Consider the following 16,186-nt stretch of genomic DNA (forward strand, 5'->3'; position numbering starts at 1 on the left):
ACTTGAGGTCTCTATAGATTGATTTTTATTTCTGGCAGATCAACGCTGGCGATCAGGTACTTGACCATTTCAGTGGTCCCGCCAACGATGGTCAGAGCCCGGGCGTCTCTGTAGATTTGCTCAGCTCTACCAAACTGTTTGGTCAGCCCGTCGCCACCCAATATCTGCACCGTTGCATCAGCGCAAAAGGTGGCTGCTTCAGTGGAGCAAAGTTTCGCCATTGACGCCGGCTTCATCAGCTCCTTGGGGGAGAGATGGCCGGAGTCGTAGAGCTTTGCTGCTCGGTAGGTGATCAGTTCAGCGGCGTCAATTCGCCAGCTCATTTCAGAAATACTGTTCCAGATGAGCTGCTTACACCCCAACTTCTGGCCAAAGCTAACTCGTTGTTGAGCGTGGCGCCGAGCGATTTCAAAAGCCGATCGCGCAACCCCCAGGCCGGAGCCCCCCAGAATCACACGTTCAAAGTTGAACATGCTCAACATGATCTTGAAACCTTCGTTGACTTGACCCAGCAAGTGATTGGCCGGAACCCGGCAATTGGTGAATTCCACCTCGCCGACGATGCAGCCCCGTCGACCCATGAAGTTGTAGGTTCGAGGAAATCGAATCCCTTTCGTCCCCTTGGGGACCACGATGGCACTCATGCCTTTTTGCGGTGCCACATCGGGATTGCTGATCCCGTAAACGATGTAGGTGTCGGCGACGGAGGCGTTTGAGATGTAGCGTTTAAACCCGTTAATGACCCATTCATTCGTGGCCGAATCAAACACGATCGTGGTTTGCATACCCGCGCTGTCCGAGCCCACATTTTGCTCAGTGACGCAAATGGCGCCGATCTCGCTGCCATTGACGATGCCCGCAAGATACTGATCCCTCACTTCAGGTTGCGCATACCGATGAAGGGGGTAGGCGCACGATGTGGCCGTGGCAATGGTTGTTTCAAACGCATAGCTAAGAGCCGCCGCTTCTTCCGACAAAATGACGGCATGGGTCAAACCGGGTGCGCTAAGACTACCCTGGTAGAGGTCTTGGAACATCAATTTAAGGTAGCCGCCTTCACCTAGGGCCTTGATAACGGCCTTGACCTCACCCCACTCCTCGCGATCTTCAATCGCGGCGGCGCGTGGGCCGAGTTCGCGCTGCAGAAAGTCGCGCGCATCGGACCGAAACTGGCCGTCCTGCGTCGACAACAAGAAATCCTTCATGACTTTGTCCTTTACCGTTGTGTTGTCGGCGGCATGCCGATTCGTTGTGCCAGCCGATCTATCTCGCGCTGCACGAGGCTCAAATTGCTGTCACGCACCGTTGGCAATAGAAAACGTGCCCGTCGTACGTCAGCGAAATCGAGTTCAGCCGTCACAAGGCCAACCCAATCGTCACTGGCTTGCGCCAACGCCTTTCCATAAGGGTCAAGAATGCGAGACCCCCCCCAGAAAAACGCGTCCCCTTCATGACCGAGCCGGTTGGCAAACATGACGGGGAGTCCGTACATCATTGAGTAGAAACGAATGGCAAGATCCCATCCCTCGGGATTTGAAAAGTCTCCGCCAACCGCCCCAAGCGCCGAATTGACGGGCGCAATGAGAATGGTCGCACCATGCAACATTGCTAGGTGAACGAGGGCAGGATTCCAGAGGTCAGCACAGGTCAAAACGCCGGCGTTCCACGGGCCTTCAATGGGTAGTGTTTCGACGTAGCGCCCCCCCGCAAAAAGCTTTCCTTCATCGAGGTTTCCATAGCTAGGAAGGTTGAGTTTTCGATGAACAAACACAACCTTTCCGTCACGGACTGCGGCCATGGAGTTATAGAGTTGGGCTGCAAGCCCTTCCTCTACGAACCCGAAAATCACATCAATACCCTGAGAAGCCTCGGCAATCTGCAAAACAAGGGGATCATCGCGGCTCATCGCCATCTCCACGACGCTGTCTTCAAGCCGATACCCCGTCAGTGACAACTCGGGGAAAAGCAGCAATTTGACGCCTTGGACTCTCGCTTCGTCGATGAATTTCAAGTGAAACTCGAGGTTGTGGGCGAGGTCTCCCAAGACGCAGTCTGTTTGAGCGACAGCTACCTTGATGCGAGATTGAATCGACATTCTTTGACTCCCTGGGTTGACAACTTCACCGGTGCCCGGTGAAGTTGTCAGCTGGATAAATGAGTTTTAGAGAATTCCCGAGGACTTGAGGAATCCTTCGGCGACATCGCGAATGGTTTTTCGATCAACATCGACTGAAGCATTGAGGCGAGACATCACCGCGTCATCCAACTTGGAAGAGAGTGCATTCAGCAAGTCTGCAATTTTGGGGTTTGCATCCAACGTCGCCTTGCGGATGACAGGCGTCAAAGCATAGGCAGGAAAGTAATTTTTATCGTCTTCCAGGACGACAAAATCGAAGGCCGGAATTCGACCGTCTGTAGCGAAGACCAAAGCGATATCAACTTGCTTGTCGCGCAGCGCCTGGTAAGTTAAACCAGAGTCCATTCGTTTGACATCGGCTCTCGGAAACTCAAAACCATAGGCTTCTTGGAGGGGCTTCAAGCCATCACTGCGTGCAGCGAACTCGGCATTTGATGCAAAAGACAGTTTTTGTCCCGCTTTGATGGCGGACGCCAGCTTACTCAGTGAATTGATGCCCTTTGCCTGAACGTCCGCTTTACGCATGGCCAAGGCATAGGTATTGTTGGCTTTGGATGGGTTCAGCCAAACGAGGTTCTTTTTGGCATCCAGTTCTTTGACCATGGCGTAGGTCTTTTCAGCCGACATTTTCTCTTCAACTTTGTTGTAAGTAATGAGAGATGTGCCGGTGTATTCCCAATAGACGTCAACCTGCCCATTTTCTTGCGCTTGACGAAGAACGGCGCTTCCCATGCCGGCTCGAACGTCAACTTTATAACCCTTCGCAGTCAAGAGCTGACCTGTCATTTCGGCCATGATTTGTTGCTCGGTGAAATTTTTACCACCGACCACAATCGGGTCTGCCGCAGTTGCGGATATTGCTGCGAAGCCGAGCGCCAATGCGGTTGCGGTACGAATAAGTTTCGAGAATTTCATGATGTCTCCTATGGTTATAAATTGCAGACTCATCGCAGGGGATTAATCCCGCGTGGAATCCACATATATGCAGCAACTCCAGCAAGCGAGTCGACAAGCACTGCCAGCAAGGCCGTGGGAATGGCACCTGCAAGCATCATTCCGGTATCGTTCAAATCGATTCCCGTAAAGATCAATTCACCCAGTCCGCCCCCGCCAATCAGAAAGGCCAACGGCACTGTTCCGACGTTGATGGCGAGTGCTGTTCGTATCCCGGCAAACATGACATACAAGGAGTTGGGCAACTCCACTTGAAGCAAGATCTGTCGTGGCGTCATGCCTAGGCCATGCGCTGCCTCCAACATATGAGCTGGTACGGAGATGAGGCCCGAATACGCATTTCTTACGATGTACAACAAGGAGGCTAGCCAAAGGGCAAAAATGGCGGGGGTAGAGCCAATTCCCAGCAGCGTCATAGAAAGCGCAAGCACGGCAAGCGTTGGGATGGTGGTACTGATGTTCAGTATCTGCATCAGGCTCTCGGCCCAGCGTCGCATGGATGGCCGACTCAGGAGAATCCCAATTGGGATCCCTGTCAAGATGGCAAGGCCACCGGAGATCAAGGTGAGTTCGATGTGCTGTCCGGTCAGGTAAACAATATCGGACCAATACCGGCGCACCTCTTCAACCAACCCGAGTCGCTCTAGCCAGATTCCGACGGAGACTAATGCCGCAACGCCCACGAGGTAGACGCTACCAACACGACGCCACGCATTTGTTTTGCTAATGTCGGCCATGGCTAGTTGCTCACTGCCGCATCGCGGTAAGTTCGGCCAAGGAAGTGAGTGATGCCGCGTTGAGTGATATAGCCCTGGTAAAGCCCCTCGTCATTCACCACTGGCAGCCAAGTCAGATCATGGGTGAACATATAGGAAACCGCCGTTCTCAAATCGTCGGTTGACCGAACCACTGCCTTCAGGCCAGAGTGGTGGTTCTTGCAGACCCCCTGGGTGGCGTCACTGACGCTCTTGTAGACAACCCCTATTGCATGTCCGCTTTGCCCGACCAGAATGACATTCTCGTAGCCTGAGCTCTTCATTTGACGACTGGCGTCTTCAAGACTTTCCCCTTCAGTCACGCGCGGTGGCTGCGGGTCCATGACCTCGCCAACGCTAATCAGGCGAAGCCGCTTCAACGTCCTGTCATTGCCGACGAAGTCTGCAATAAAAGTGCTTGCGGGATGGGCGAGCACGTTGTCAGGTGTGTCAAATTGCTCAAGCTTGCCCGCTCTGAAGATGGCGATCTTGTTGCCCATCTTGACCGCTTCATCGATATCGTGACTGACAAACAGTATTGTTTTACCGAGCCTTTCTTGCATCTTGAGAAATTCATCCTGGATGATGGATCGGTTGATGGGATCGATGGCACCAAAGGGCTCATCCATCAACAACACAGGTGGGTCAGCCGCCAATGCCCGGGCGACCCCGATGCGCTGCTGCTGCCCTCCGGAAAGCTCTTTGGGGTAACGATTGAGGAAGATGGCCGGGTCAAGAGCAACCATCTCTAGCAACTCTTCGGCTCGCTTGCGAATCTTGGACTGATCCCATCCCAGCATGCGAGGCACGATACCGACGTTTTGCTCCACCGTCATATTTGGGAAAAGGCCGATCTGCTGGATGACATAGCCAATTTGGCGCCGCAAGGTGATCGTGTCGTAGTCCGTCGTGTCTTTTCCGTTCAGGAAAACCTTGCCAGAACTTGGCGCGATGATGCGATTGACCATTTTCAGGGTTGTTGTCTTCCCACACCCGGAGGGTCCAAGAAGTACACAGATTTCACCCTCTTTTACTTCCATGTTCACGTGATCAGCGGCGACCGCAGGACCTTGCCTGGCTTCAAAGATTTTGGTGAGGTTTTCGAGGCGAATCATGTTTTCGAAGCTCCTGGAGTTGAGCGTGGATTGGACTTGAGACCGACTGGAGTCATCCAGTTTTGCAGCCATAAAAGGAGGGAGTCTGCGAGTATTGCCAACAAGCTCACGGCCACCGCGCCGGTGATGAGTTGACGCGCGTCGGTTTGTGAAATGCCACGACTGATGAAGGTGCCCAATCCGCCAGCACCGATGTATGCGGCAATCGCCATGATGCCGATCGACAGAACAACCGCACTTCTCACCCCAGCCATGATGACAGGGAGGGCGATCGGCAACTCGACACTGATCAAGCGTTGAATGGCTGTCATGCCCATGCCGCGCGCAGCTTCACGAAGGGCGGGCTCAACGTTGTTAATCGCTGTGTAGGTGTTCCGAATGATTGGAAGTTGGGAGTAAAGAAGTACGGCGATGACCGCAGGGACATATCCAATACCATGCCCAAATTTCGACAGGACCGGAATCATGACTCCAAACATGGCAATGGACGGAATGGTCATGACGATTGCCGCGACATATAAAACGATGCTGGCAACTCTCTTGTTCTGAGTAATTGCGATGCCGATTGGAACCCCGGTCAGTATGGCAAGTCCGATCGCAACCCCGACCAACAGAACATGCTCACCCGTCCGTTTAAAGATCAGGTCGTAGTTTTCAACAACAAACAGCCAAGTTTCCAAGATGTCGTCTCCTATTTTTTACTGTGCCTATGCAATTGCAATAAGCACTTTGTACGCGTTCTTTTTTGCTGCGTCCTGTTTGAATCGTATTTCCCACCGGCTGGTGAATCGGCATGAAAATGGACGAATATGTGCCTGATTCGGACGAAGTATGGGTTTCGATATCCAAACAAAGATGAGACGGAGGTCAATTTGATGAAAGCGAACGCACTCGAGTCGGCTGCAGGTTATTTTTTATTGTCAGACTTCATCGTTGGGCGTTCGTGTAGCGAACTACCTCTTAAAACACACTGACATAGATGGCATAGGTCCATGTTTTTACGAAAAAAACCGAGCCTGGCATTCGGCGATTCGCAGGCATGATCAACGGCCACCAATAACGCCGATATCGGCGATCTAGCACAGCGTACGGCGGTTTTTGCGATCGCACTGGGTGGACTTCAGGATCGCCAGTAACGAGTACTCGCGAGTGCCTGCCATTGGGCGCTCAGCCAACCGTAACCTAAGGCCGCTTTGGGTCGGGAACTGCCAGAGGCGGCCGAAGTGTGACAGACCGCTTCGGGCCTCTTCCTGCTTTTCGAGTCCCGAAGCTGAACGTCAGCTTCTGGTCGTTGGCGGGTGCCGACGTTGACAAAATGGTCGCCATAAAGCCGCGTGCGATCCCTAGCTGCCAGCGGCTGCTATGGAGCAGGCAGATCGCAAATCTCTAAGACCGGAATCGCTGCTCAAGAGCCCTTCAGCCAAGAAAACCAGCGTACTCGGTTGAATGACTGCTCCCGATTTTTAGGGACTGAAAAATGCCCAAACTGGACCGGCATCGGGAATGACCGGAATGGAGAACTCGACGGAAATTTCCGGCTCACGATGAACGACCGATTACGCTGCATAGAAGCCCTTCATCTCTGCCCCGCCCATGCTTGCTTGCCCGAATGAATCGGCATAGCAACAAGGTGAGTTCGGAAAAATGGCGAGATCACGGGCGTCGCCTTCTTTCAGCCCACCACGAAGCATTTGCCCCACAAAACAGGCGAGCCAACGGGGCTGCCCCGGTGATCGCAACGCCGCCGTTTACGCCCACGGGCCTTTAGCGCCGATACAGCTTCCCCGGGTGGGTGCTTGATCTTCATGGTCAGGGTGGATTCGCCGCTCTCAATGGTCCGGGTACCTTCGACAAAAACCGATCACCTGTAACGACGCTTGATCTGCCAAGTGGGCGTCTGATAGGAGGGTGGTGACCTTGTAGATTGGGCGCAGGCCGCCGGCAAACCGATATTGCGGAGTCAATTCCACGAAGTTAGGTCAAGCTTCTTGATCAAGATTAAATTCAAATCAGCGAGACTAAATACTATAAGGGTATAAATTACTTTGGAAGACGCCATGAAAAATATGAACACGCTGGACCGGATCATTCGCCTGATACTCGGCGTGGCGTTGCTGGAGTTGGCTTACTTCTGGTTGGCTGGCGGTTGGCAAGTGGCCAGCTATGTCGGCGGTGCGATCATGGTCGGCACAGCAGCAATCAGCTTCTGTCCGCTGTATCGGCTGTTGGGTTTGAGCACGGTGTCGCGGCATCCAAAAACGTCTGGTACGGCGGTTTCAGTGGTCGCCGGTGTGCTGCTCGTCACGATGGTGGTCGGTGGAAGCTACGCCAGCGCGTTCTTCAGCCGCAAGCTGTTCTTGGAAGACTTCAACGCCATGAACAACTATTACAAGCAGACATTGTTCCTGACCGGCAAGAACGAGCGGGGGAAAGCCGTGGTCAACCTCAACAAATTGTTGCCTGCCTACCAACAGTTTCAAGACAAATACACGCGTTACCAGCCTTATGCCCTCAGGGGTGACCCACAGTTAACGTCCGACTTGGCGCAGGTGGCGACACTCTTCAAAGAGGTGGCGCCTCTGGTTCATACAGGCGATCTGCATCAAGCCCACCTGGATCTGGAAAAGGTTCGTCCTGTGTTCCAGGAGATGTTCAAACGCAATGGGTTTTCGATGCTGGCTGTGGCGCTGGTGGATTTTCACGACGCCATGGAAACCGTGCTGGATGCGGCCAACCAAAAAGACCCGACCAAGTTGATCGGGCTCTACCCGGCAGTTAGCGGCAAGCTGAAGGTGGTCGAAGCAGAGCTCAATGATGCTGAGATTCAGGACATACGGACCAACCTGGATGAGCTGCTGAGCCTGTCCAAGGCGCCTCACAGCGAGGCCCTGCCCGCAAAAGGTGACGCGTTGAAGTCCAGCTTCGTCAAGGTTTATTTGAAGCGGGGTTGACGGCATGCGCTGGCGCAAATTGACGCCAACCTGGCGGCGCAGGCTGATTGTTCTAGCGGTCGTCGTGGGTTTGGCCCTGTCTTCAATTTTTGGCTACCGGGCCATTCGCATCTTCGACTACCACCAACGCGTGGCGCGGGGCGAGATTCAGGTCGAGTCGCTGCGCGGCTGGATGACACTGCCCTATGTCGCCCAGCGATACAAGGTGCCGGAGCCGGCGTTGCGCGACGCCTTGGGCTTGCCGCCGACGGGGCACGACGAGCGCAACCTGAGTGACTGGTTCCGTGCGGAGCAGATTGAACCTGGCGCAGGGCGAAAAATCATTGAGTCGCTGATTTTGTCCAGGCCGAAGCCAGCGGGAACCGCGCCGCCGTGAGCAGCATCAGCGACCTCCTACTCACTGCCTTGCTGAATCAGGGCAATTTGCTTCTGGGAGGCACACTTTTTTTGGAGGCGCTGGGAATTCCGCTGCCGGCCAGCATGTTGGTCATCGCAGCGGGGGCCTTCACACGCCAGGGCGTGCTGGGGTGGGAGGGAGCGGCTACCTCTGCACTGCTGGGCGCAGTCGCTGGGGATGGATGCAGCTACTTGGTCGGGCGCTATGGGCTTGAACGATTGTCGACACGCTTACAGAGCACCGTGCGCGCCTCTACGACCGCCCAGCGGTTTGCCCGCTGGGGTGGATGGAGCGTTTTTGTGACCCGCTTTCTCCTGACACCGATGGCCCTGCCGGTGAATCTGCTCGCCGGCTCGACCCGTTACCCCTGGCCTCGATTCATGACCGCCGTTCTGGCAGGTGAGTTGGCTTGGGTGGCGCTTTATGGCGGGCTGGGCTACCTGTTCGCAGACCAATGGGAAAGCATCAGCCAGCTCGTAAGCGACTTTGTGGGGCTATTGCTGGGTCTGGCTTTGACACTGGTTGGCGTCATGCTGGCATGGCTTCGCCAGAAACGCCCCCGGGGGGGGAAACCAGGGCAAAAATTAACGCCCCGCCTCGGTTTTCAAAAATTGACCCGTTAAGCCCACTGACCTTGGCCCGCACTGCCCACCAGGCGTCGAGCTTGGTGCTGACGTCGCTTTCGATGCGGTTGCGTTTGATCTTCATGGTCGGGGTGAGCGGGCAGTTCTGAAAACTCTACGGCCACAGTCTGGATTTGGCCGCCTTTCACTTTCGACCCTTCAGCAACCTTCAAAGGAATAGAGTTGCCGCCGCCCAGCTGACTGTGACACCAAGGTAGCCAAGTGCAGCATGAACCCCAGCAAGGACGCTACCAGGTGCGTCGTGTCGTCACGCCCCGGCGCCTGTAACGCTGGGTTGACACCAGCACTCGCTAGTTGCATGCTGCAATGAGCCAGCAGCGAAAGGGCCTCATGGACATCACCATTTATTACGCCACCAACCGCGCTCACGAAGGCGCTAAACGCTTCAAGCCCGACCGCTATGGCACGGGCTTTTCCAGCGATGGCATGGAGAACCTTCGTTTCGGTCGCGTCAGCTTTCACGCCGACACGGCGCGCGTATCGGCCTTGCTGGATCAGGACCGGCCGCACACGGGCCGCGGCGACGGCGAAGCTCTGCAGGACTATTTTTCATCATGTGTGAAGCAGTCGCAGCGCATAGAGGCCTACGAAGAATCGATCCCCGACGCCGGCTTGAGCGAGGTGGGGCAGAAAAAGGTGCTGCTTGGGTCGAAGGCCATGTTCGCAGACCTACAGGGCGACATGCAGCAGGGTCGCGACATGATGGTGCTAATCCACGGCTACAACGTAAGCTGGGAGGAAGCGGTTGGCACCGCAGCAGCGCTGGAGGCAACGATGAACCGCCCCGATACCGTGGCAAGCGGCTCGTCCGTTCACATCGTGACGCCGACGCAGGCCGTTCGTGTCGTGCTGTTCACCTGGCCGTCGAACGGCCAAGCTTTGCCCTTCGTCAGTTACAAGAGCGACCGCGGTGATGCCGCGGGCTCCTCAGGCGCAATCGGCCGGGGCCTGCTGAAGGTGCGCGACTTCCTGCATGAGCTGGGACGCGAAGTTCGGACCGACAACATCAAGGTGAAGAGGCTGCGCAAGACACTGGAGGAGCAAGGCATGCGCCCGAGCGAGATCGACCGCGCGGTGGCGCAGCTGGAGGCCACCGAGGTCTGCGGACGTAACATCCACCTTCTGGCGCATTCGATGGGCAACTTCGTCCTGCAACATGCCCTGGACCGATTGTGGGAATTCACGCCCGGCACTGCGCTTCCGAGGCTGTTTGACCGTGTTTTCCTGTGTGCCGCCGACGTTGACGACGATGTGCTTGACATCGGCAAGGCGATGGAGCAGGTACACCAAGTGGCCAATGTGGTGTCTATTTATCACAACCCAAACGACAACGCCCTGCGCGTGTCCGACTACACCAAGGCCAACCCCGACCGGCTGGGCCAGCGTGGCGCCGCCAGGCCGCAGGGGCTCCACAAAAAAATGTTGCAGGTGGATTGCAGTGCATTGGTGACCGGTCTGACGCAGCACAGTTATTACACCAACGGCCGAATTGCGCGCGACATCCGGTTGTCCTTGCAAGGCCTGCCGCCCGAGGCACCGGCGCGCGGCCTCAACAGGCAGGCCGGGGCGCCGAACATGTGGCGTTTTTAGTGGCTGACCGGCGTCGTTCTTGTATCGATGCACCAACTGGTTCGGCTTGAGGTCGCTGTGAAGTCTGCCAAGACCGTGACAGCGGGGCACGGCAGGACCAACAAACGGTGTAGCCTTGAACGCCCATGAGTGCCATGAATCCAGAAACGGCGCCGCAATCTAGACGAGGCCCTTCTGCTACAAATTCAGAAGTAGCTCCGAAGGGGCGATGAGGCCGAGAGGCATAGAAGGCTTAAAAATTCCTGCCGGGCTATGGCGAGCATCGACTCCATGTTCGCCCAGTCACCAAAACATGCATTCGTGACTCAGGGCCACAACCCGCGCAGTGACTTTATTGGGTTTACAGGTTGGCGCGACCTGTCATCGGCGCCGTCATGGGCGGTTTTCGCAGCTATTCACCCTTTCGACATTGTTGGATTTTCGAGCCTTGGTTGCCTTTTTATAAGGTGTATTTAACATATACCTAAAGGAGCACTCCATGAACTCAATCACATTGACACCCGCAGCCGCCAAACAGATCCGTTCGCAGATTGCCAAAAACGGTGGCGGAATCGGGTTGCGCGTTGGACTCAAACCGGTGGGTTGCTCTGGCTATGCCTACACCTACCAATTGGCCGACGAGGTGCGCGACACCGATCAGCGCATTGAGGCCCATGGGGTCACATTGCTGGTCGCCACCGAAGACCTGTACTGCATGGCGGGTGCGTGCCTTGACTTCGTCACTGAGGGGCTCAAACAGAGCTTCCAGTTTGACAACCCCAATGTGGGCCACGCCTGTGGTTGCGGCGAGAGCGTCAACTTCAAGACAGCCGCTGCCCAAGGAGGGACAGCATGAGTGCCGTTCTGCAAAACCTGGTCAACCAGCCCTACAAACATGGCTTTGTCACTGACATCGAATCGGAGGTGGCGGCCAAAGGCCTGAGCGAAGACACCATTAGGCTAATCTCGTCCAAAAAGAACGAGCCCGATTGGTTGCTTGAATTCCGCCTGAAGGCGTTTCGCCACTGGCTGACCATGACCGAGCCCGAGTGGGCCAATGTCAAGTATCCAAAAATCGATTTTCAGGCCATCAGCTACTACGCGGCGCCCAAGTCCAAACCGAAGCTCAAGAGCATGGACGAAGTGGACCCGGAGTTGCTGCGCACCTTCGAGAAGCTGGGCGTGCCGATGCACGAGCGCGCGGCGCTGGCAGGCGTGGCGGTGGATGTGATTTTCGACAGCGTCTCGGTGACCACCACCTACAAGGCCAAGTTGGCCGAGGTCGGTATTATTTTTGGTTCCATCTCCGAGGCGGTGCAAACCCACCCCGAACTGGTTAAGAAGTACCTTGGCAGCGTCGTGCCGTCGGCCGACAACTATTACGCGGCGCTCAACTCTGCCGTATTCACCGATGGGTCGTTTTGTTTCATTCCCAAGGGCGTGAAGTGCCCAATGGATTTGTCAACCTACTTTCGCATCAATACCCAAGACAGCGGCCAGTTTGAGCGGACCCTGATCGTGGCCGAAGACGGCGCCTCGGTGTCCTATCTGGAGGGCTGTACCGCGCCGCAGTTTGACACCAATCAGTTGCACGCTGCCGTGGTCGAACTGGTGGCACTGGACAACGCCGACATCAAATACTCCACCGTTCAAAACTGGTACGCAGGGGATGAGAACGGTATCGGTGGCATCTACAACTTCGTCACCAAACGCGGCCTGTGCCGGGGCGTGAACTCACGCATTTCCTGGACCCAGGTGGAGACCGGCTCGGCCATCACCTGGAAGTACCCTTCGTGCATTTTGCTGGGCGACAACTCGGTGGGCGAGTTCTATTCGGTGGCGGTAACCAACCACCACCAACAGGCCGATACCGGAACCAAGATGATCCACATCGGCAAAAACACCCGCAGCACCATCGTCAGCAAGGGCATTTCAGCGGGTCAGTCGAGCAACAGCTACCGCGGCCTGGTGAAGGTGATGCCGGGCGCGACAGGCGCGCGCAACTACTCACAGTGCGACTCGATGCTGGTGGGCACCCGGTGCAGCGCCAACACCTTCCCGTACATACAGGTGCGCAACCCAAGCGCCCAGGTGGAGCACGAAGCGTCCACCTCCAAAATTGGCGAAGACCAGATGTTCTATTTCGCGCAACGCGGCATCGGGGCGGAAGAAGCGGTCTCCATGATCATCAATGGTTTTTGCAAGGATGTGTTTCAACAGTTGCCGATGGAGTTTGCAGTTGAAGCCACCAAATTACTCGGATTCAAATTGGAAGGGAGCGTCGGATGATTATTGAAAATAGCCCCACATTGCTGGAGGCGCGCAACCTGTGCGCAAGCGTCAACGGGACCGCGATTCTCAAAGACCTCAACTTCACCGTCAAGCGCGGCGAAGTGCACGCCATCATGGGGCCCAATGGCTCGGGCAAGAGCACTTTCGCGAAAGTGTTGGCCGGCCACACGGCCTATCAGGTGACGGGCGGCGAGGTGCTGTTTCAGGGCAAAAACCTGCTGGAACTGTCACCTGAAATGCGCGCCCGTGCGGGAGTTTTTCTGGCATTCCAGTACCCGATCGAGATTCCCGGTGTGGGCAACAGCCAGTTCTTGCGACTGGCCTACAACACAATTCAGGCCGAGCGCGGGCAGGAGGAACTGGACCCCTTGGAATTTGACGACCTGGTGCGCGAGAAGATGAAGCTGTTGGAGATGAGCCCTGAGTTTTTGGAGCGCAGCGTCAACGAAGGCTTTTCCGGTGGTGAGAAAAAACGCAACGAGATTTTGCAAATGGCACTGCTGGAGCCCAGCCTCGCCATCCTGGATGAAACGGATTCCGGCCTGGACATCGACGCGCTGCGGGTGGTGTCGCAAGGCGTCAATCACCTGGCTAACAAGGATAACGCCATTGTGCTGGTCACGCACTACCAGCGCCTGCTGAACTACATCGTGCCCGACTACGTGCATGTGATGAGCGGAGGTCGCATCATTCGCACCGGCGGCAAGGAGTTGGCGCTGGAATTGGAAGAACGCGGCTACGACTGGATCGAGGCCGAAGCCGAGGCTGCGGGAGCCGTAGCATGAGCACCGGCACTACCATAGTGAAGGAGCGAGGGGTTCTGGACAGCCTGCTGGCGGCGCTGGCGCTACCGCCGGGCAGCGCCTCGACACCCAAGCAGCCGGACTGGCTCATCGTCCTGCGCGCCCAGGCGCTGGAGCGGGTGGGTGCACTCACGCTGCCCAGCACACACGACGAGGCCTGGCGCTTCACCAGCTTGGCCGCCTTTTCTCGCCAGACCTTTCATCCGCTGAAAACGCCAACCCCAGTGCAGCCCAAGGACATCGCGCATCTGCACATCGAGGAGGTAACGACGCGGCTGGTGTTTGTTGACGGCGTGCATGCGCCGCAGCTGTCCAGTCTCTCGCCGGATGGCGACCTCGTTCTCGGCACGCTTGCCACCCTGCTGCCCCTCCAGGCCGCTGCCATTCAGGCGCATTTGGGCCAGCTTGCCGCCAGCAACAATGCGTTGTTTGCGGCCCTCAACACCGCTTTTCTGCAGGACGCGGCTGTGCTGATCGTGCCGCGCGATACCGCGCTGGCAGCGCCGGTGCATCTGCTCTTCATTTCAACGCAAGCCGACGTTGCCAGTCATCCGCGGCTATTGGTCGCGGCCGGGGCCGGCAGCAAGGCGACGGTGATTGAAGACTACGTCGCCTTGCACGAAGGCACTTACTTCACCAACGCAGTGGCCGAAGTCGCCGTGGGCGCGAACGCCCAACTGGACCACGTGCGCCTGCAGCGCGAGAGCACACAGGCCTTTCACATGGCCAGTTGCGCCGTGTCGCTCGCGGCCTCCAGCCGCTACCACTCGGTCAGCATAGCCTTGGGCGGGCAGATTTCAAGGCTCGACCTGAACGCGACCCAGACCGCCGAGGGTTCGGAGTGCGTGCTGGACGGTCTGGCCTTGATTGGCGGCGAGCAAACGGCCGATACCCACACCTTTATTGACCACGCCAAGCCCCATGGGGTGAGCCGCCAATTGCACAAATGCATTGTGGGTGGCCACGCGCATGCGGTGTTCAACGGCCAGGTGATGGTGCGCCCCGGGGCGCAAAAAACCGATTCTGCCCAGTCCAGCCGTAACCTGCTGCTCTCTGGAAAAGCGGTGGTCGACACCCAGCCGCAGCTTGAGATTTTTGCCGATGACGTGAAGTGCACGCACGGCGCCACCGTCGGCCAACTGGACAGCGATGAAGTGTTCTACCTGCAAAGCCGCGGCTTGTCCGAGCACGTGGCGCGCAATCTGCTGACCTACGCTTTTGGCGCTGAAGTCATCGACCGTATTCCGGTTGCGTCACTGCGCCGGCAGCTTGAGCAGACGGTCCTTGAACAAACCACGGACCAGCCATGAACGCCCTGCCAACCTCGCCCCCAACCAGCAAACCCGCCGCGTTTGACGTAGCCCGTATTCGCCAGGACTTTCCGATCCTCAAACTCTCGGTGGCGGGCAAACCACTGGTCTACCTGGACAACGCCGCTTCGAGCCAGATGCCGCAAGCCGTGATCGACCGTATGGTGCGTTACCAGACCAGCGAACACGCCAACATTCACCGCGCCGTGCATTACCTGTCCGAGACGGCGACTGCAGCTTACGAGGCGGCGCGAGTCAAGCTGCAGCGTTTTATCAACGCCAGTGAAGCACGCGAAGTGATCTTCACCAGCGGCACCACCGAGAGCATCAATCTGGTCGCGCAGGGATGGGGGCGCCAGAACATCAAGGCCGGCGACGAGATCATTTTGACGGTGCTGGAGCACCACTCGAACATCGTGCCATGGCAAATGCTGGCGCTGGAGAAAGGTGCCACGATTCGTGTGGTGCCCATGAACGACGCGGGCGAACTGCAGTTGGACCAATACGAGGCGCTGTTCAATGAACGCACTCGCCTGGTGAGCGCGGGCCATGTCTCGAATGCGCTGGGCAGCATCAACCCGGTCAAGAAAATGATTGCTTTTGCGCACGCACGTGGCGTGCCGGTGCTGGTGGATGGCGCGCAGGCCGCGCCACACATGGCGGTCGACGTACAAGACCTGGACTGTGATTTTTATGCCTTTTCGGGCCACAAGCTGTGCGGCCCGACTGGCATCGGCATTTTGTATGGCCGTGCCGCCTTGCTAGAGGCGATGCAGCCCTTCAAAGGCGGTGGGGACATGATCCACACCGTCACGTTTGAGAAGACCACTTACGCCCCGATCCCCAACAAGTTCGAGGCCGGCACACCCCCGATCGCGGCAGCCGTCGGCCTGGGTGCGGCGGTAGATTACCTTTCAAACATCGGCATGCCCGCCATTGCCGCGCACGAGCATGCCCTGCTGCGCTATGCCACTGAACAAATGACCGCGCTACCCGGCGTGCGCCTGATCGGCACCGCGCAGAACAAGGCGTCTGTGCTGTCCTTTGCAGTGCAGGGAATCCACCCGCATGACATGGGCACTTTGCTCAACCAGGAGGGCGTGGCGGTGCGTACCGGCCACCACTGCGCGCAGCCGCTGATGGCGCGCCTGGGGGTCGTCGCCACGTCGCGGGCTTCTTTTTCGTTTTACAACACGCTGGCCGACGTGGACGCGTTGGTGGGGGGCATTCGCACCGTTCAAAAGGTATTCGCATGAGCG

Annotated in this window: 15 protein-coding genes; 9 read left to right on the top strand and 6 right to left on the bottom strand. The window is 57.0% G+C overall.

Going from position 1 to position 16,186, the window contains the following annotated elements; all coding sequences use genetic code 11:
- Positions 1 to 11: 11 nt before the first annotated feature.
- From J8G15_RS09460 to J8G15_RS09485, 6 genes are all read right to left on the bottom strand, one after another.
- Complete coding sequence (locus J8G15_RS09460) at positions 12 to 1,205, bottom strand: acyl-CoA dehydrogenase family protein (RefSeq protein ID WP_210547221.1); 1,194 nt, start codon at positions 1,203 to 1,205, stop codon at positions 12 to 14.
- A gap of 11 nt (positions 1,206 to 1,216) precedes the next feature.
- Positions 1,217 to 2,095, bottom strand: coding sequence for a nitrilase-related carbon-nitrogen hydrolase (locus tag J8G15_RS09465; protein WP_210547222.1), 879 nt, complete (start codon positions 2,093 to 2,095; stop codon positions 1,217 to 1,219).
- A gap of 66 nt (positions 2,096 to 2,161) precedes the next feature.
- Positions 2,162 to 3,052, bottom strand: a complete 891-nt coding sequence (locus tag J8G15_RS09470) for a glycine betaine ABC transporter substrate-binding protein (protein WP_210547223.1) — start codon at positions 3,050 to 3,052, stop codon at positions 2,162 to 2,164.
- Positions 3,053 to 3,081: 29 nt separating this feature from the next.
- Positions 3,082 to 3,828, bottom strand: coding sequence for an ABC transporter permease (locus J8G15_RS09475; protein ID WP_210547224.1), 747 nt, complete (start codon positions 3,826 to 3,828; stop codon positions 3,082 to 3,084).
- Between the two features lie 2 nt (positions 3,829 to 3,830).
- Complete coding sequence (locus J8G15_RS09480; RefSeq protein ID WP_210547225.1) at positions 3,831 to 4,961, bottom strand: ABC transporter ATP-binding protein; 1,131 nt, start codon at positions 4,959 to 4,961, stop codon at positions 3,831 to 3,833.
- Positions 4,958 to 5,641, bottom strand: coding sequence for an ABC transporter permease (locus J8G15_RS09485; RefSeq protein ID WP_210547226.1), 684 nt, complete (start codon positions 5,639 to 5,641; stop codon positions 4,958 to 4,960). The genes J8G15_RS09480 and J8G15_RS09485 overlap by 4 nt, the downstream gene beginning before the upstream one ends.
- Before the next feature lie 1,377 nt (positions 5,642 to 7,018).
- Here J8G15_RS09485 and J8G15_RS09490 point away from each other — a divergent pair.
- From J8G15_RS09490 to J8G15_RS09530, 9 genes are all read left to right on the top strand, one after another.
- Positions 7,019 to 7,912 (top strand): DUF2892 domain-containing protein, encoded by an 894-nt coding sequence (locus J8G15_RS09490; protein ID WP_210547227.1) that lies wholly within the window; start codon positions 7,019 to 7,021, stop codon positions 7,910 to 7,912.
- Positions 7,913 to 7,916: 4 nt separating this feature from the next.
- The gene (locus tag J8G15_RS09495) at positions 7,917 to 8,288 is read left to right on the top strand and encodes a hypothetical protein (protein ID WP_210547228.1); all 372 of its coding nucleotides are present in this window, start codon (positions 7,917 to 7,919) and stop codon (positions 8,286 to 8,288) included.
- Positions 8,285 to 8,932 carry a DedA family protein gene (locus J8G15_RS09500; protein ID WP_210547229.1) on the top strand — a complete coding sequence of 216 codons (648 nt, stop codon included), beginning with the start codon at positions 8,285 to 8,287 and terminating at the stop codon, positions 8,930 to 8,932. Before J8G15_RS09495 ends, J8G15_RS09500 begins: the two co-directional genes overlap by 4 nt.
- Positions 8,933 to 9,283: 351 nt before the next feature.
- A complete protein-coding gene (locus tag J8G15_RS09505; protein ID WP_210547230.1) occupies positions 9,284 to 10,543 on the top strand; it encodes an alpha/beta hydrolase in 1,260 nt (419 codons plus the stop codon).
- Positions 10,544 to 11,021: 478 nt separating this feature from the next.
- Entirely contained in the window at positions 11,022 to 11,378 is a 357-nt protein-coding gene (locus tag J8G15_RS09510) for an iron-sulfur cluster assembly accessory protein (RefSeq protein ID WP_210547231.1), read from the top strand.
- Entirely contained in the window at positions 11,375 to 12,811 is a 1,437-nt protein-coding gene (gene sufB / locus J8G15_RS09515) for a Fe-S cluster assembly protein SufB (protein ID WP_210547232.1), read from the top strand. Before J8G15_RS09510 ends, sufB begins: the two co-directional genes overlap by 4 nt.
- Positions 12,808 to 13,599 carry a Fe-S cluster assembly ATPase SufC gene (gene sufC / locus J8G15_RS09520; RefSeq protein WP_240538504.1) on the top strand — a complete coding sequence of 264 codons (792 nt, stop codon included), beginning with the start codon at positions 12,808 to 12,810 and terminating at the stop codon, positions 13,597 to 13,599. Before sufB ends, sufC begins: the two co-directional genes overlap by 4 nt.
- Positions 13,596 to 14,927: a Fe-S cluster assembly protein SufD gene (gene sufD / locus J8G15_RS09525; RefSeq protein ID WP_210547233.1), complete on the top strand. Its 1,332-nt coding sequence runs from the start codon at positions 13,596 to 13,598 to the stop codon at positions 14,925 to 14,927. The genes sufC and sufD overlap by 4 nt, the downstream gene beginning before the upstream one ends.
- A complete protein-coding gene (locus tag J8G15_RS09530) occupies positions 14,924 to 16,183 on the top strand; it encodes a cysteine desulfurase (protein WP_210547234.1) in 1,260 nt (419 codons plus the stop codon). Before sufD ends, J8G15_RS09530 begins: the two co-directional genes overlap by 4 nt.
- The last annotated feature ends 3 nt before the right edge of the window (positions 16,184 to 16,186 follow it).

It is taken from the genome of Rhodoferax sp. PAMC 29310 (genome assembly GCF_017948265.1).
GTDB lineage: Bacteria > Pseudomonadota > Gammaproteobacteria > Burkholderiales > Burkholderiaceae_C > Rhodoferax.

Excerpts from the sequence above, each read along its gene's own strand:
- J8G15_RS09505 (WP_210547230.1), top strand. The coding sequence starts at position 9,284 with ATGGACATCACCATTTATTACGCCACCAACCGCGCTCACGAAGGCGCT.
- sufC (WP_240538504.1), top strand. The coding sequence starts at position 12,808 with ATGATTATTGAAAATAGCCCCACATTGCTGGAGGCGCGCAACCTGTGC.
- J8G15_RS09465 (WP_210547222.1), bottom strand. The coding sequence starts at position 2,095 with ATGTCGATTCAATCTCGCATCAAGGTAGCTGTCGCTCAAACAGACTGC.
- J8G15_RS09510 (WP_210547231.1), top strand. The coding sequence starts at position 11,022 with ATGAACTCAATCACATTGACACCCGCAGCCGCCAAACAGATCCGTTCG.
- J8G15_RS09490 (WP_210547227.1), top strand. The coding sequence starts at position 7,019 with ATGAAAAATATGAACACGCTGGACCGGATCATTCGCCTGATACTCGGC.
- J8G15_RS09480 (WP_210547225.1), bottom strand. The coding sequence starts at position 4,961 with ATGATTCGCCTCGAAAACCTCACCAAAATCTTTGAAGCCAGGCAAGGT.
- sufB (WP_210547232.1), top strand. The coding sequence starts at position 11,375 with ATGAGTGCCGTTCTGCAAAACCTGGTCAACCAGCCCTACAAACATGGC.
- J8G15_RS09475 (WP_210547224.1), bottom strand. The coding sequence starts at position 3,828 with ATGGCCGACATTAGCAAAACAAATGCGTGGCGTCGTGTTGGTAGCGTC.
- J8G15_RS09530 (WP_210547234.1), top strand. The coding sequence starts at position 14,924 with ATGAACGCCCTGCCAACCTCGCCCCCAACCAGCAAACCCGCCGCGTTT.
- sufD (WP_210547233.1), top strand. The coding sequence starts at position 13,596 with ATGAGCACCGGCACTACCATAGTGAAGGAGCGAGGGGTTCTGGACAGC.
- J8G15_RS09460 (WP_210547221.1), bottom strand. The coding sequence starts at position 1,205 with ATGAAGGATTTCTTGTTGTCGACGCAGGACGGCCAGTTTCGGTCCGAT.
- J8G15_RS09495 (WP_210547228.1), top strand. The coding sequence starts at position 7,917 with ATGCGCTGGCGCAAATTGACGCCAACCTGGCGGCGCAGGCTGATTGTT.
- J8G15_RS09470 (WP_210547223.1), bottom strand. The coding sequence starts at position 3,052 with ATGAAATTCTCGAAACTTATTCGTACCGCAACCGCATTGGCGCTCGGC.